Below are 14814 nucleotides of genomic sequence, written 5' to 3'. Positions count from 1 at the left end.
ATGGTCTGATTCGTCTTAAAAATTACTATTATGCCTTTGCTTTAACAGACTTTTTTGTTTTTTTGTCGTGTGCAGAGAAGAATACTGTAGGAAATCTCTATTATTTTATAGAGCTTAAAAGTAATAAGATCACCACATGCCTTGAGTTAATATTATCTTGCTCAAGATTTGAAACTTATTAAAAAGCCCACAAATGAGTGGGCTAAAAATGAAAATATCTGGTTTAAATAAAATAGCTGGTTTTGGTCATCAGCTTGGAAATGCCTGTCATGGCGATTTTGACAGGAACGGGCAAATCTACACCACCCGCCTTTAAAGCTGTATCCCGATGGTGCAGTTCATCTTCGTTCATTTGTTCCAGAATACGGCGAGAACGTTCATCCTGAGCGGGCAACTGGCTAATATGATGCTGTAAATGCATGCTGACCTGACGTTCTGTTTCAGCCACAAAACCCAGACTGTATTTATCACCTGCGATTCCGGCAATTGCGCCCATACCAAAGGAAAGGCCGTACCATACCGGATTGAGCAGACTGGTATGGCTATCCAGTTCTTTCAAACGGTCTTCACACCATGCCAGATGATCCTGTTCTTCAATTGCAGCCTGTTCCATTTCACGACGCACATTCGGGAGTTTTGCCGTCATGGCCTGACCATGATACAGCGCCTGTGCACAGACCTCACCACTATGGTTGACCCGCATTAAACCGGCTACATGTCGTGCATCACTGACCGTTAACTGCGTTTCTACCGGTTGGGCCGGGTTTTCACGTTGCGCTGAAGTCGTGCCCGGGACTAGACTGCGTAATGCCTGGTCAAAAGAATGAATCAACTTATCCAGACCTGTATATTGACGCATGAATTAATCCTCCAAGGGTGCTTTCGCGATTTTGATCATTGGTTTTAGGCGGTAAAGTAACCATAAAGTAAACAGGCCACTTAATACTGTAGTAATACAAAAAAGTATTTTAAGATCAAGCTCTAGAATACTTAAAATAATAATAGAAAATATAGCAGAAGATACCATGAAAACGGCATTCAGAATATTATTTGCTGCAACCACACGCGCACGATGTGAGCGTGGAGAATGCGCCTGCATCATGGCATACAGCGGGACAATATAAAAACCACCACTAATACCGAGCAAGGTAATGGCTAGCATCACATGATAATAACTCCAGCCTTGCTGGAACACTTCTGCCAGACCAATTAATGCACCTGCACGTTCTGGAACAAAGGCCAGACTCGAGGCCAGATATAAGGCAAACACTACTAGACCGATTGCCCCAAAAGGCACCATCTTGATATTGACCTGACTGCCACCAATTTTACGGCATAAGTATGAGCCTAACCCAATCCCGACAGAGAAAAAGGTTAAGAGCAGACTGGCGACATTTTCAGATGCATGCAGATTCTGTAACGTCAGCTGAGGAATCTGGGTCAGATAGGTTGCACCATAAAACCAGTACCATGAATTGCCCAGTAAAATGGTAAAAACCAATGGTAAGCTTTTGGCATATTTCAAAGTCTGCAAGCTGGTACGAAAAAAGTTCCAGTCTATTTGCAACTCCGGTGCGGAAATGTTTTGCTTCAGAATATAACGGCTTGATATATAACCTATCAGTGCGATGCTGATGATGGTTAAACTGATCCAAATCAGGTTGCCAGCCGAAGCTGCAATAACTGCGCCGCCCAGAATCATACCGAACAGGATTGCCAGAGAAGTTCCAGACTGGAACAGGGCATTGCCGGACATCAGTTCATCCGGTTTCAGGACTTCAGGTAAAATGGCATATTTGATCGGGCCAAAGAAAGTGGACTGGGTTCCCATCAGGAACAGGGCAAATAACAGAATCCATAAATTGCCCAGCAGGAAACCGATAGTTCCCAGCAGCATGATGACAATTTCCAGAAGCTTGAGATAGCGAATCAGCTGTGAACGTTCGTATTTGTCGGCAATCTGACCGGCAGTGGCCGAAAAAATAAAATAAGGGAGAATAAATAGTAAAGCCGCCAGATTATTCAAGGTGCTGATGCTGGCTGATTGCTGTTGAATCCAGCCATAAGTGATGACCAGCAGTAACGCTTGCTTAAATACATTATCATTTAATGCACCGAAAAACTGAGTCAGAAACATCGGAAGAAAGCGCCGAGAAGCTAACAAATGTTCATTTTTGTTCATATAGGCCGTGCTACATTAAGTTTTATTAAGAAATGTCAGTTATGCGTAAACATTGAGAAAAATCATGTAAGATACTTTCAGCTATGTAAAGGTAAAAACCAATTAATTAAGCTCCTTAGCTTATATTTTTCGGTCAAATAATCAATTAAAGAATGTATTCGTTTAGAGTTTGCTATGCCTGCAAAGAAAAATTTTAAAAAAACGATGCTAAATCGCAGTATGGGGCCTCATATACCACCGCACAGTGGTATGCAGCTGTGTATGAGCATCTTTTTTATGATGTTATCCCATCAGAGCATGGCACAAACCGAACAGCCCGAAACGCCCGTGGCTATTTCCCAGGCAGAAATGGTAGATGAGCTGTCCAAAGAGGCGATTCGTCAGGGCTTAGTTACGTCTGAAACAGAAGCAGAAGAAAAAGTTGAAGAAGCTTTAGAACAGGAAGTGCCAGTTGACAGTATGCTGATGCTGGAACAACAGCAAAATGCAGGATCGGGTCTAGATGAATTTACTCCAATCGAATTTGATGATCTGGAAGAATTGCCAGTTCAGACTATTGACCAAAACATGGCCAATGAAATTTATCGTGTGGCTGAACAAGCCAAACAGGAAGCGCAAAATTATCGCAATAGCCAGACCACCGAAACTGTAGTCGCAGATATCAGCCAGCAAGAACTGCTGGAAATCAATCAGGCGCCGGTCAATGTGGATCAGTTGATGCAGTCCATTCAGGCAGACAGCCAGATTATGGTGCAAAACAACGAAGCAGGCATGACCTTAGCAGAAATACCAGACTCGCTTTCACCTGAAAATGACAAGCGGCCAAATATTTTTAAAAGACTGTTTTATAAGATCCGCCCGCCACGCCAGATTATGACGGCAAGAGTTCCTCGGATTAATGCAGACGTCGTCATTGTGAATGAGGAAGGTGTGGCGCAAAGCAACGGCACACTGAATCGCAAGAGTGAATCCCAAGGTTATCTGAATTTAAGAAATAATGTCAAAGCCAAGCTCTCCAGTTTTACCCAGGAGTCTTTTGGCGATTTTAATTCAGCTTTACCTCAATTGCGGACACTGTCACGGCAGGCAGCTCAGGCGGTGGGTTATTACGATGCCCAGTTCAGGTTTGAAAAAGTATCAGACAGCAGGCTTCGTGTTTTTGTCACACCGAATGAACCTGTGATTATTACCAGTTATGACCTGGAATTTACTGGCGCTGGCGCAGAGCAGCCACAATTTCAGGTCATCAGTATTTTGCCTGAACAGCAAGATGGCGATATTTTTAATCATGGTGATTATGAAAAGACCAAGAACCGGATTGTTACTGCAGCCAATAATAATGGTTATTTTGATTCATACTGGCGTATGCATGATGTCAGGATTGCATTGCCACAGAATACGGCAGATGTGAATCTTCGTTTTGAGACTGGTGATCGTTATAAGCTGGGGAATGTCGAGTTCAGAATGAGTGATCCTGAAAAGGAACTCCCACTCGACCGCGATGTACTCGAAAGTCTGGTTACCTGGAAAGATGGGGCGGATTATACCTTCTGGCGAGTCAATAGCCTGGCCAACAATCTGACCAATTCACGCTACTTTAACTATACCATGGTCGATGCGGTTCGCCCTGATCCGATTGAAAAGGAACTGGAATTGGCACCGGATATTCAGCAGCTGATTGAAGAACAAAAACTTTCTGAAGATCAGTCTGTAGAGAAAAAACCTGCCCGCTCGCCAGCCTCTTCTCAGGAGGTGACCCAGAATGTCGTGGATGAAGATCAGTTTGCCGGTAGCCGTGATCAGGAAAATCCAAACTTAAGAACCTTACGGGTTGAGCAGCAGACCAAAGAAAATGAACAGGATCGTTTAAAGGAACAGGCACGGGAAGAGAAGAAAATCCCGGTCATCGTGACTTTAAATGCAGACCGGGTAAACAGTGCAGAGCTGGGTCTGGGTTATGGAACAGATACCGATATCCGTCTGCGTGGTCAATACAGGCGCGCTATTGTAAATAAGCGTGGCCACTCTTTTGATGCCAATATCGAGTTGTCAGGCATCCGCCAGTCGATTGATGGACGTTATAATATTCCTTATAACCATCCGCTGAATGATTATGTCAGTATTGTGGGGGGCTACGAACGTGAAGAACGTGATAGCGTCGCACAGGGCCAAGGACTGATGATTGAATCAGCAGTGTTAGGTGCAGACCGGATTATTAAAAATCCACTGGGTAACTGGCAGCGTACTTTTGGAGCCCGTTATCGTCTGGATCGCTTAACACAGGATGGTTCTGTCGATTTTAACCAGATTCCAGAAGCATTTCGCTTTAATACCGAAGATGAACAGCAATCGTTGCTCGTTGGTTATGAAGTTTCACGTACCGATAGCGATCGTCGGGTCAATCCGACCAAGGGCTTCAAGCAAACCTATAAGATTGAGCTGGGTAGCGAGGCTTTATTATCCGATGCGGATATGGCCATTGTGAATGCAGGCTGGCGTTTTATCTATTCATTGGGTGAAAATGCAGATTATCAGTTTGTTGGGCGGATGGATTTGGGGTATATCTTTACCGATGATTTTGCCAAAGTGCCATATAACCTGAGATATTTTACCGGGGGTGACCAGAGTATTCGCGGTTTTGACTACAAGAGCCTTTCTCCGGAAATTGACGGTTTTAAAGTGGGTGGTCAGGCCTTGGGTGTGGCTTCATTAGAATATAATTATCAGTTTAAGGAAGGCTGGCGTGCTGCGGTCTTTGCAGATGCCGGAAATGCCTATAATAAGGAATTCAGTAATCCGACCGAATATGGTGCGGGGGTAGGCTTACGTTGGGCTTCACCGATTGGGCCAATACGTGTAGATATTGCGACGGGGCTGTCTGATGACAATCACCCGATTCGGTTACATTTCTTTATTGGATCACAGTTATAAAACTTCAATTTTAAAAAATAGTTATTTGGGTAGATCATGGTCGAGAACCAACCACAGCCAGAACAAGAACCACAAAATAGCGTTGTGCCGAAAAAGCGGCGTATATTTAGAAGTATCTTATTGTCAGTACTTTTCTCCCTGATTTTTCTGCTGTCTGTGCTGGCTCTCTTGTTTTCGACCAATCAGGGCAGTAAATTTCTGCTGGATCAGGTGCTGCAACGCCAGCAAATTATTCATTATGAATATGAAGGCGGTAATTTATGGCGTGGGATTATCCTTAAAAATGTGCTCGTCACTTTAAAACCGGTGGATGTCAAAATTGATCGTGCTGATGTCAAACTGGGCTGGCGGGCAATTGTCAAAAAAGAAATTCATCTTACAGAGGCGGATGTTCGCAATCTGCAAATTATTAATAAAAATCCGTCTACAGGCGAACCATTCAAGTTTAATGCTATCCGCTTGCCTTTTATACTGCGTGTCGATCATCTGTTGCTGGATCATCTGGTCATTAACACCCAGACCAATGCCGTGGATTTTTACAATATTGAATTAAATGATGCACTCTGGTCCGGCACCGAATTAAATTTTGAAGATTCCCGGATGGATATGGGCTATCTTTCGCTACGTGAAGCCACGGGTAAAATGCAGTTCGAAGGCAAATATCCTCTGGATGCCACGGGTATCCTCAATCTGCCTTCTTTAAGAGAAAGCCTGAATATTCATGACATTCAGGTTCGGGTGCGTGGAACGCTAGATACTATTCAGGCAGGAGTAGCGACCAATACGCCTGATTTGTTGACGGGTTGGGTTATCGTACATCCAATGCGTCCACAGGTACCGATGCGCGGCGAGTTACAGTTCAAGGATTATCACTGGCCTATTCTGACTGAGCAGAAACTGTTTAGCAAAGACGGGGTTGCCAAGTTTAATGGTGATATCAAACGTCTGGATCTGAATGTTGATACTGACCTGATTGGGGAAAATATTCCGCAAGGTCAATATAATGCGGTGATGTTTACCGATCTGGTCAATCAGCTGAATATTACTGACCTAAATGGTCAGTTAATGAAAGGTGCAGTTAGCCTTGCTGGAACAGTGGGCTGGAAAGATCGGGTCAGTTGGGATTTAGCCGGACGCCTGAATGGGATTGATCCTAAACATGAACGTATTCCGCAAGTGGTTCAAGATTTCTTGCCGCCAAGTCTGGATGGAAAGATTGCTTCCGCAGGTAACCTGGAAAATGGCCTGCACCTTACCGGACTGGTTGATTTCGACCGCTATGAAACTTGGAATCTGAAGCTGGATCAAAACCCGATCAAAGATGATAAAGTACAACCGATGCTACTGGATGTTGCCTGGAAAAATATTGATCGCGCCGTACCTTATGTGGGCTGGCTCAGCAGTCAGTCTGGTGATGTCAAATTGGCACTGGTTGAAGGTCAGCAGAATATTCATGTGGCGACCAAAGTCGAGCAGCATGAACAAGGTCTTTTGCCTGCAGGCATGTATCAGGCCAAGCTCAATCTGAAAAATAATATCCTGAATGTCCCAAGTTTTAATTATAATGCCAATGCACAGGCAGGTAGCTTAAGCGGTAATGCACGGATTGAACTGCCACAAGAAAAACGTCAGTTGAAGTGGACAGCGGTATTAAATGCCAAAAATTTAAATACCCAAAGTATTGCAGCAGCTTCACCGGTAGACCGTTTGAATGGCCAGATCAAGGCCAATGGCTATGCACAACCGAATCAGCAGATTATTAAACTGAATAATGTCAACCTGACCGGACGCTTGGCAGAGCAGAATGAAACTGTGCGTCTGACTGGTAACAGTACTATTGCCCTGTTATTCCATAATGAAAAAGCTGGCGGTGGATTTAAAGGCTATGCAGTCAATTATGATGGCGCTTTAAATGCTAGTCAGCTTAAAGCCAGTCAGGGCATGCTGAAACTTCGGGTTTCAGGTACACCCGAGCTACTGAAAGTCAATGAATTCCGTCATGATGGTGTGGCTGGCAAGATTAACGCGAGCGGTCTGGTCAATTTGAAGAATGGTATCGGTTGGGATATTAATGCTTCACTCATCCGCTTTAAACCACAATACTTTAATGCTCAATTGAAGGGCGAATTATCTGGCAATGTACAAACTCGTGGTGTCTGGTCAGATGCCTTAAAACGCATTCAGATTCAACGTTTGAATCTGGCCGGTATGCTGAATAATAAGCCGGTACGTGGTACAGGTAATTTATCGGTCATTATTAACTCAAATCAGCGCGGTTTTGTTCCAGAGCAATTTGAAGCCAATAACCTGTTCCTGTCTTATGCCAGCAACCAGATTCAGGCGACTGGAAATGCACAAAACCTGCAACTGAAGGTGAATGCGCCGGCATTGTATGAGTTATATCCGGGCTTAAGAGGTCGTGCGCAGGGCTATATCAATATGCAGGCGCAACCGCGTTTGCAGGCTTCGGCAAATCTTTCAATCGACAATTTTGCTTTTAAAAACCTGTTCAGCGTACAGAAAGTCCGTATTCGTGGACAGTTGCCAACATCGCAGACTACACCAACCTTATTAACTGCAACAATGGATCGCTTGCGTAATGGCTCACGGGAAATTGTTCGAGGCGAAGTATCACTCGCCGGCACACGTTCTGCGCATATACTTAAAGTTCAGGCAGAAAATAAACTGTCAAAATTCTTTGTTCAGCTGGCTGGTGGCTTTAATGCACAAAATAACTGGCTGGGTCAGATTCAAAAAGGTGACTTCGACTCTTTGCGCGCCCATTTGGTGCAGCGTCAAAATGCGGCAGTGATTTATAATACTGCCCAGTCTAGTCTGTTTATCGGTGCTCATTGCTGGATGAGTCAACAAAGCCAGTTGTGTTTTGATCAGCCGATCCGGGTCAATAAAACTGGAGGTAGTGTCTCTTTTATTACCCAAAACCTTGATCTGGAAGATTTCAGCGCATTCCTGCCTGATGGATTGGCGTTGACAGGTAAAGTCAATGGTTATGCCAAGGCAGCTTGGGCACAAGGGGCTAAACCAAAAATTGATGCACGTCTGGTCACCCGAAATGGCGTTGTAGGTTTATCTTCTGAAGACCCGGAATATTTAGGTTCTACGCTAAAATACGATGAAGTTGGCTTGGTAGCAAAAAGTGTGGCACAAGGCTTGCAGCTTCGCCTGGATGTAAAAACTCCAGATATAGGTGCAGGTTATGCCAATGTGATTATTGACCCATATCGGGACAGCAAACCGATGCGTGGCGAAATTGCCTTTAACCAGGTACAGCTCAAGGTCTTTAAACCATTTATTGAGGACATTCGTAATCTGGACGGGACTTTATCCTATGCCGGAAAGATTGGTGGCACTTTAACGGATCCTTTGCTGGAAGGTGAGCTTCGGGTCAAAGATGCCTCGATCAGTATGATTTCTTTGCCGGTGAATCTGACCAATGTACAACTATATTCATCCATACGTCAGAACTCTGCCAGCATTAATGGGGCATTTAACAGTGGTCAGGGTGTCGGTAAATTAACCGGTTCAGTCGACTGGAAAGGTGATCCAAGGGTACAGTTAAAACTGCAAGGTGAAAATCTGCTGATTCGTCAGGCACCATTAATTACGGCCATGGTGACGCCTGATCTGACCTTGGACATGTATCCATTTAATAAAAAACTGAGTTTAAGTGGCACGGTAGATGTACCGCGTGCACTGATTTCAATGCCTGAAGCTTCGGAACCGGTAGTCGGCTTATCCCCAGATGTACGTGTCGTGCGTGAAGGTGAGGATCAACTGGCGATTTTGAGAGCGGCACGTCCATGGGATATCCGGGCGGATGTGGCTGTTTCTTTGGGTAATCAGGTGATCTTCCAGGGCTTTGATAGTCGTATCCCGCTATTAGGCCGAGTGAACCTGTCACAGCGTGGTCTGGAAACCGCAATGCGCGCCAATGGTGCAATCGGGGTATCACAACGGGTGAAAATCGAAGCCTATGGTCAGAGTCTGGATTTGAATCGTGCCATCGCGCGTTTTAATGGTGAACTCACCAATCCGACGCTAGACATTGATGCCAATAAAATGGTTCAGGGTAGTACGGTTGGGGTGCGCGTAACGGGTACTGCATCGAGTCCAAGCATTCAGATTTATAATGATGCGGGCTTGTCAGAGCAGGAAGCCTTAAATGCCTTGATTACCGGTCGTATCAATGAAGGTGCATCTGGTTTAAACCAGACTGAAGGATTCAGGTCTGATGTAAATAATACGATCGCTGCCGCAGGTATCAGTCTGGGCTTGGGTGGTACCCGTGCACTGACTAACCAGATTGGGCGTAGTTTTGGCTTGAGTGGCTTAGCCTTGGATGCACAGGGAACAGGAGATGATACGCAGGTTTCTGTGACTGGTTACATTACGCCAGATCTCTATCTTCGTTATGGAGTTGGGGTATTTACACCAGTAAATAAACTGACTTTACGTTATCAGGTAAATCAGCGTCTTTACTTAGAAGCTAGTCAGTCCTTAGAGCGTGCAATAGACTTGTTCTATAACTGGCGCTTCTAAGCGCAGTAAAAAAGCCCTCAACTGAGGGCTTTTTATGTAGAAAATTTTTATTTATCATAAAATCATCCAGTTTAAGTATCAATCAGTGGAAACAATGAATGTCTAAAATTAAGCTCAATAGAAATAAATAATTCATCCAACATGACTAAATCCTGGCGATTTTATCTCCTAAGAAAGTTAAATACTTCTTATGTTATGACCCCAATAAAATATAAAAAATTAATTAAAAGATAGAATAACTGCCTAAAAATCAATAAACCCATAATAAAATTAGGTGTATATTGGAAATACAATTTTTTTTGTATAAGAGCATCTTTGTATGTCGACTAAATTTATCATCCGTTTTTCTGCGATACTATTTTCTATACTTATTTTGGCGGCATTAGTTATTAAATTCTTCTTTAGCCCAGATGTAACCATCGTGCTATGGATTTTTGCTGTGCCTTTCATTTTGGGTATACCAATTTTAGCTTCTGTTGTATTGGCGACCAATGAAGAGCTGGACCTTCATAGCGTGAATTAGACTCCAATCTTGAGCTAAAAGTTAGAGTAGCCGCCATTTTGGTGAATTTATTCCTAATAAATTTTTTAAGTAATACACGACATCTTAGTACGTCAAAAAATGAGTGTATGTATATGCTCATTTTTTATGGCTTTATCTGATAGTTTTGATTTAAGCTTGTAATTATCTAATTTACATAAACCCTAAGAAATAGTGGAATATTCCAATCCTTACTCATTCAATATAGGGATTCATCATAACTCATTATTTTAGAGAAAAAAGAATGCCTAGAAATAACTATTTGCCAGCTCTAGAACAAGTTTATGAATTTTTAATAGAGCGTCCAAATTTTAAAAATCAAAGCGAATTTGATAAATCAATAGAGTATTTTAAAACTCTACATGAAAGTGATCCTCTGGATTTTAGGGTTCAAACACCTCATGTTGTAGCAGGAAAATTTGGTGCTAAAGAAATCATAAATTTAGGATCTATGCCAAAATTCACTGATAAAGAAAATTTCATTAACTGGATTGATGCGCAGATTAACTGTTAAGTTTTCACACTGACTCATCATAGGCTGGATTCTAGTTATTATTCATACATTCAGTAACATGTAGTACAGAAAATAATCAAAACTGGATTGGAAAGCTACAAACTTGAATGATAACTTTATATTTAAATCTTCCCGGTGATGAGGTAAACAATGAAGTTGTTAACTTTGGTAGGTATGGGAGTTGCAGCAAGTTATTGTTATAAAACTATGAAAAATGGCAAGCTCGCTCTTTCAAAGCCTGACTTTGATGAAAGTGTAAAACGGTTTGTCTTGCAAGAATTTGCAGCTTCACATTCCTGATTTTTTTATAAAAAGGCTCATAAAATAGTGAGCTTTTTTATTTTCTAAAAGCTTATAACTTTAATATTCATATTAAAAGCAGTTTTATTATACTCAGCGTGCTATAAAGCTATTACATTGGCTATTTTAAATAATTAAATGAGAAAAAATGGGCGATGAAGATGAATGGTGTGAACTTATATATTCTGAGGCTTTAAGACTACACAAAACATCACGTTATAAGGCAATTGATAAACTTAGATTCTTTGCCTTGATTTTAGAATTATTCGTCGAGATGCGCAACGATGAGGCAACTATTCAGATAAAGACAGTAAATATCAAGTTTAAGTTAAGATCTAAGAATTATATTTTTTGGGTGTTTGAAATTCCTGATTATCAGGATAAAAGATTATTTATGACATATATGTATCGTCAATTAAGTAAATTTTGAAGTATATTGATGGTTAAAATCTTTAATTAATTCAACAACTATAGCTATTAATTATGCAACTATAGTTTTTTTATATGCTTATGGATGATTATATATTTTTATTTAGAAATTGCCTATGCTCTGCATGTTGTTCATTTTAACAACATACCTGAATCAGCGCAAAATTGAGGAAGGGGAAAGCCTATCGCTAGATAGGCTTTTTTTAGATGTACATTTCATTCAATGAAATGTAATTTAAAATGAATATAAAGGTGAAGATTATTAATACTCTTTATATTCTATTTATAAATTTGAAATGCTATATATGTTTTATGAAAAATAAGAAAATGTACATAATATAGAGATATTGACTACAGTATTAGCCTGCTTATTCAAAAGGTTAAAGAGGTTTTTTAATTGAAAAACTGATGTAATCTTATATTAAAGAACTCTATATTCTATAGCTGTAGTTTCTTCCAGTTGTTGCCTTCCTTTCTAAGGAGGATTTTTTGAACAGAGAAGACCAAAATTCAAACCTCTATTTTGTTTATTCAGTTACACAAATGATCATCGTTAACTATTGAATGAATCCCGTAAATATTTGAGCATGATATTTTCTTGGTTAAATAAATGAGGGACCGCCATGATAGATGAAGAAAAGCCGTTGAACTTTGACGATGATAATGTGCCTCAAGATTTTGAAGATGAAGAGTTTATCGATGATCAGAAAGAGGATGAAATGTACAACGCTATTACCAAAGACGGTTCAAGTGTTGATCCTGCAGATGACGGGACACGTCATATTCGACCTGAAGATGGCGACCCGATTGAAATAGAAGAGTAATAAAAAGCCCAATTTAATATTGGGCTTTTTATTGTATGGTAGAAGAAATATGAGCTGCAGTATTTTTCATTTAATGAGTCAAGCTATTGAGTAAAAAATACCTAAAAAAATGATCACTAATCTTATTTTTCATCTTCATAAAAAGCTCTCCATTACGAGATCTTCTAAATCAGATCAAATAAAACAATAAATAGCCGAAGTTATCTTTTGAGTGAAAAAAGATTTACTCTTTAAAGGTCTCATTGAGAGCGGTTTGCACCGCTTCAACGCGTGCTTTACAGGCCTTATATGCAGTCATGGATTCTTCCACGATTCTCATCAAGTTGTCGATATCTGGTTCTTGCTGGGATTCCAGCAGTTCCGCATTTTTTTTCAAGATGTTATAACCTTCTTCAAAGCTTAAAGTATCATGATTCATGAGGAAGTACCTGTATGAGCTGTGCTGAAAATAGGCCATCGTGTAATTCAATCTGAACAGGCTGCTGATTATCAATTTGAGTAATTGAACTCATCACATGATCTTGCTGGCGAACGATGGCATAACCTTTGGATAAAACGTGTTGAGGGTTTTGTAGCAGCGTTTCTCGCATCAGGGCATCAAGCTGCTGATTCATGAGTTGGGTATGCTGCTGGGCTAGACTGGCAGTATTAGACTTGATTTGTTGCAGACGTTGCAGGGCATCGAGAATCTGGTTATTGGCCAGAGTTTGAATCAGTTTAAAAAAATGATCATTCTGGTTCTGGTAAGCCTGAATCTGTTGTTGAGATAAACGCTGAATCCGCTGTAGACAGTTCGCCACCTCCTGAGTCAGTTCAACTATATGATTGCGGATGCCTGCAATGACTTTACTTGGAGTATCAAAGGAACGATGCGCAATTTCATCCAGAATAGTACGGTCTTTCTCATGGCCAATGCCGACCCAAATGGGTACCGAGCGTTTGCAGAGCAGGGCAGCCAGATCATAATCGTTCAAATAAGCCAGATCATTGACTGCACCGCCGCCCCGTATAATGACGATCAGATCCGGTGCAGTCTCATAGGTCTGCACCCATTGTTTAAGTGCTTGTGCCAGACTTTGCATAATATTTTGAGGGGCCGTATTTCCCTGAAAAGTCGCACTGTGATAAATAAACTCACACACTTGTGCTCGCTGTAATGCATCGGCATCTTTTCTAAAATCTCCAAGTCCTGCTGCATTTTCGGGAGAAATTACTAAAACCCGGTTTAGATCAAAGGGACTGGGCAAATTTTTATTACGCTGAATGAGTCCTTCAGCCGTCAATCGCTCGACAATCTGCTGGTAGCGCCGGGCAATATCTCCCAACGTGTAGCTTGAGTCAATTTCGACGATATTTAATGAAAATCCATACTGTGGATCGAAATTGGCTTTGACCTTAATCAGCACTTTTAGGTCTCGACTCAGTTCAATCCCGCTTTCACGTTCAAACTGCGAGACCATTTTCTGGGCACTAAATTTCCAGATGGTTGCACGGCAACTGGCAATGACCTGATCGCTATCCGCTTCTTTTTCTGCCAGCTCAAGATAATAATGGCCGGCTTTAATGCTTAAATTTCGAATCTCGGCTTTGACCCATACCGGCGTATCGAAAGTCTGTTTGACCACTTCCTGCACCGTAGCAAGATATTCCTTAAGGGAGAGTTGAGGATCGTCTGTCATGCCAATAGAAAGTTTAAGATTCAATCAAATATTAAATCAATCCCGCTTAGATCACAAATTTAAAAGTAAGAATAGATAGGAGTTATGTAATTACAATGTAATTCTGTTGGAATGTATAAATATCTACATGAAATGTTAATTGATTGTATTTTTATTTTAAAGCTCTTCTTTTATTTGATATGTATTCTTTTACTCGAGATTTCAAAGCGTTATAGAGCTTAATTTATTGCTGTTTTATTTTCAGTTTTTAATAATTATAAGGGCTAAAAATCTATACAGACTTGGGCCTGATGGTGATTAAAAAATATGCTAGATTGACAAAGAATGATTAAGAAAGAATAAGCTCTCATGAAAAAAACAATACTGTTGAGTATATTAGCTATCGCTTTAAGCGCATGTACCACCATGCCATCATCAGAAACGCAAACTCCTAAGATAGGGATGGCAAATCCCGCAAGTGAGTATTGTGTTAAGCAGGGTGGCAAGATTGAAATCCGCACTGAAAGTAAGGGTCAGGTTGGATATTGTCATTTAAAGAATGGTCAGGTTGTCGAGGAGTGGGAGTTGCTGCACTTGAATCAACCTAAATGTATTGCTGATCAGGCAGCGGCTTTGGTCGGTCAATTTAATCTGAATGAAGAACAAATCAAGCAAAAAACCAAAGCACAAATTGTACGTATGGTCGAGCCGGGACAAGCAGTAACCATGGATTATCGTGAAGAACGGGTGACTGTAACGGTGGATCCTGTAAGTAAAAAGATTATTCAGGCCTCATGCGGGTAATCATGCAGATTGAAGAAATCCATTGAGGAGTTTTTTAAAATTTAGCATGACCGGCATTTTGAAATGACAAA

General features: G+C 41.3%; 13 protein-coding genes. 9 read left to right on the top strand and 4 right to left on the bottom strand.

Going from position 1 to position 14814, the window contains the following annotated elements; all coding sequences use genetic code 11:
* The coding region (locus VXP95_RS12845) for a hypothetical protein (RefSeq protein ID WP_416712160.1) at window positions 1-182 on the top strand (182 nt) is incomplete at its 5' end.
* Window positions 183-223: 41 nt separating this feature from the next.
* On the opposite strand, the gene coq7 is transcribed toward VXP95_RS12845, so the two are convergent.
* Together coq7 and VXP95_RS12835 are read right to left on the bottom strand one after the other, a co-directional pair.
* Entirely contained in the window at window positions 224-859 is a 636-nt protein-coding gene (gene coq7, locus VXP95_RS12840; protein WP_416705761.1) for a 2-polyprenyl-3-methyl-6-methoxy-1,4-benzoquinone monooxygenase, read from the bottom strand.
* Between the two features lie 3 nt (window positions 860-862).
* Entirely contained in the window at window positions 863-2182 is a 1320-nt protein-coding gene (locus VXP95_RS12835) for an MFS transporter (RefSeq protein WP_416712159.1), read from the bottom strand.
* A gap of 174 nt (window positions 2183-2356) precedes the next feature.
* Between VXP95_RS12835 and VXP95_RS12830 the strand changes: the two genes are divergently transcribed.
* The 7 genes from VXP95_RS12830 (at window position 2357) to VXP95_RS12800 (ending at window position 12281) form a co-directional block, all read left to right on the top strand.
* Entirely contained in the window at window positions 2357-5113 is a 2757-nt protein-coding gene (locus VXP95_RS12830; protein WP_416712157.1) for an autotransporter assembly complex protein TamA, read from the top strand.
* Between the two features lie 36 nt (window positions 5114-5149).
* Window positions 5150-9673: a translocation/assembly module TamB domain-containing protein gene (locus tag VXP95_RS12825; protein ID WP_416712156.1), complete on the top strand. Its 4524-nt coding sequence runs from the start codon at window positions 5150-5152 to the stop codon at window positions 9671-9673.
* A gap of 319 nt (window positions 9674-9992) precedes the next feature.
* Window positions 9993-10196: a hypothetical protein gene (locus tag VXP95_RS12820; RefSeq protein WP_064096488.1), complete on the top strand. Its 204-nt coding sequence runs from the start codon at window positions 9993-9995 to the stop codon at window positions 10194-10196.
* Between the two features lie 262 nt (window positions 10197-10458).
* Window positions 10459-10728, top strand: a complete 270-nt coding sequence (locus tag VXP95_RS12815; protein ID WP_064096487.1) for a hypothetical protein — start codon at window positions 10459-10461, stop codon at window positions 10726-10728.
* A 150-nt stretch (window positions 10729-10878) separates the two neighbouring features.
* Entirely contained in the window at window positions 10879-11028 is a 150-nt protein-coding gene (locus VXP95_RS12810) for a hypothetical protein (RefSeq protein ID WP_171255309.1), read from the top strand.
* Between the two features lie 148 nt (window positions 11029-11176).
* The gene (locus tag VXP95_RS12805; RefSeq protein WP_064102674.1) at window positions 11177-11458 is read left to right on the top strand and encodes a hypothetical protein; all 282 of its coding nucleotides are present in this window, start codon (window positions 11177-11179) and stop codon (window positions 11456-11458) included.
* Between the two features lie 622 nt (window positions 11459-12080).
* A complete protein-coding gene (locus tag VXP95_RS12800) occupies window positions 12081-12281 on the top strand; it encodes a hypothetical protein (RefSeq protein ID WP_064096485.1) in 201 nt (66 codons plus the stop codon).
* A 223-nt stretch (window positions 12282-12504) separates the two neighbouring features.
* On the opposite strand, the gene xseB is transcribed toward VXP95_RS12800, so the two are convergent.
* Together xseB and xseA are read right to left on the bottom strand one after the other, a co-directional pair.
* Window positions 12505-12699 carry an exodeoxyribonuclease VII small subunit gene (gene xseB, locus VXP95_RS12795; protein ID WP_064096484.1) on the bottom strand — a complete coding sequence of 65 codons (195 nt, stop codon included), beginning with the start codon at window positions 12697-12699 and terminating at the stop codon, window positions 12505-12507.
* The gene (gene xseA / locus VXP95_RS12790; protein ID WP_416712155.1) at window positions 12689-13960 is read right to left on the bottom strand and encodes an exodeoxyribonuclease VII large subunit; all 1272 of its coding nucleotides are present in this window, start codon (window positions 13958-13960) and stop codon (window positions 12689-12691) included. Before xseA ends, xseB begins: the two co-directional genes overlap by 11 nt.
* 348 nt (window positions 13961-14308) lie before the next feature.
* On the opposite strand from xseA, the gene VXP95_RS12785 reads away from it, so the two are divergent.
* Window positions 14309-14743 carry an I78 family peptidase inhibitor gene (locus VXP95_RS12785; RefSeq protein WP_416712154.1) on the top strand — a complete coding sequence of 145 codons (435 nt, stop codon included), beginning with the start codon at window positions 14309-14311 and terminating at the stop codon, window positions 14741-14743.
* Window positions 14744-14814: the final 71 nt, after the last annotated feature.

Origin of the sequence: Acinetobacter sp. 226, assembly GCF_048147925.1 — a bacterium.
Taxonomy (GTDB): Bacteria; Pseudomonadota; Gammaproteobacteria; order Pseudomonadales; family Moraxellaceae; genus Acinetobacter; species Acinetobacter pecorum.
The sequence above is the reverse complement of the archived record's forward strand: the minus strand, read 5'-3'. Positions and strand labels throughout refer to the sequence as shown.

Bases quoted from the DNA above. Each gene is read 5' to 3' on its own strand.
- VXP95_RS12825 (WP_416712156.1), top strand. From the start codon at position 5,150: ATGGTCGAGAACCAACCACAGCCAGAACAAGAACCACAAAATAGCGTT.
- VXP95_RS12835 (WP_416712159.1), bottom strand. From the start codon at position 2,182: ATGAACAAAAATGAACATTTGTTAGCTTCTCGGCGCTTTCTTCCGATG.
- xseA (WP_416712155.1), bottom strand. From the start codon at position 13,960: ATGACAGACGATCCTCAACTCTCCCTTAAGGAATATCTTGCTACGGTG.
- VXP95_RS12805 (WP_064102674.1), top strand. From the start codon at position 11,177: ATGGGCGATGAAGATGAATGGTGTGAACTTATATATTCTGAGGCTTTA.
- xseB (WP_064096484.1), bottom strand. From the start codon at position 12,699: ATGAATCATGATACTTTAAGCTTTGAAGAAGGTTATAACATCTTGAAA.
- VXP95_RS12785 (WP_416712154.1), top strand. From the start codon at position 14,309: ATGAAAAAAACAATACTGTTGAGTATATTAGCTATCGCTTTAAGCGCA.
- VXP95_RS12810 (WP_171255309.1), top strand. From the start codon at position 10,879: ATGAAGTTGTTAACTTTGGTAGGTATGGGAGTTGCAGCAAGTTATTGT.
- VXP95_RS12820 (WP_064096488.1), top strand. From the start codon at position 9,993: ATGTCGACTAAATTTATCATCCGTTTTTCTGCGATACTATTTTCTATA.
- VXP95_RS12830 (WP_416712157.1), top strand. From the start codon at position 2,357: ATGCCTGCAAAGAAAAATTTTAAAAAAACGATGCTAAATCGCAGTATG.
- coq7 (WP_416705761.1), bottom strand. From the start codon at position 859: ATGCGTCAATATACAGGTCTGGATAAGTTGATTCATTCTTTTGACCAG.
- VXP95_RS12815 (WP_064096487.1), top strand. From the start codon at position 10,459: ATGCCTAGAAATAACTATTTGCCAGCTCTAGAACAAGTTTATGAATTT.
- VXP95_RS12800 (WP_064096485.1), top strand. From the start codon at position 12,081: ATGATAGATGAAGAAAAGCCGTTGAACTTTGACGATGATAATGTGCCT.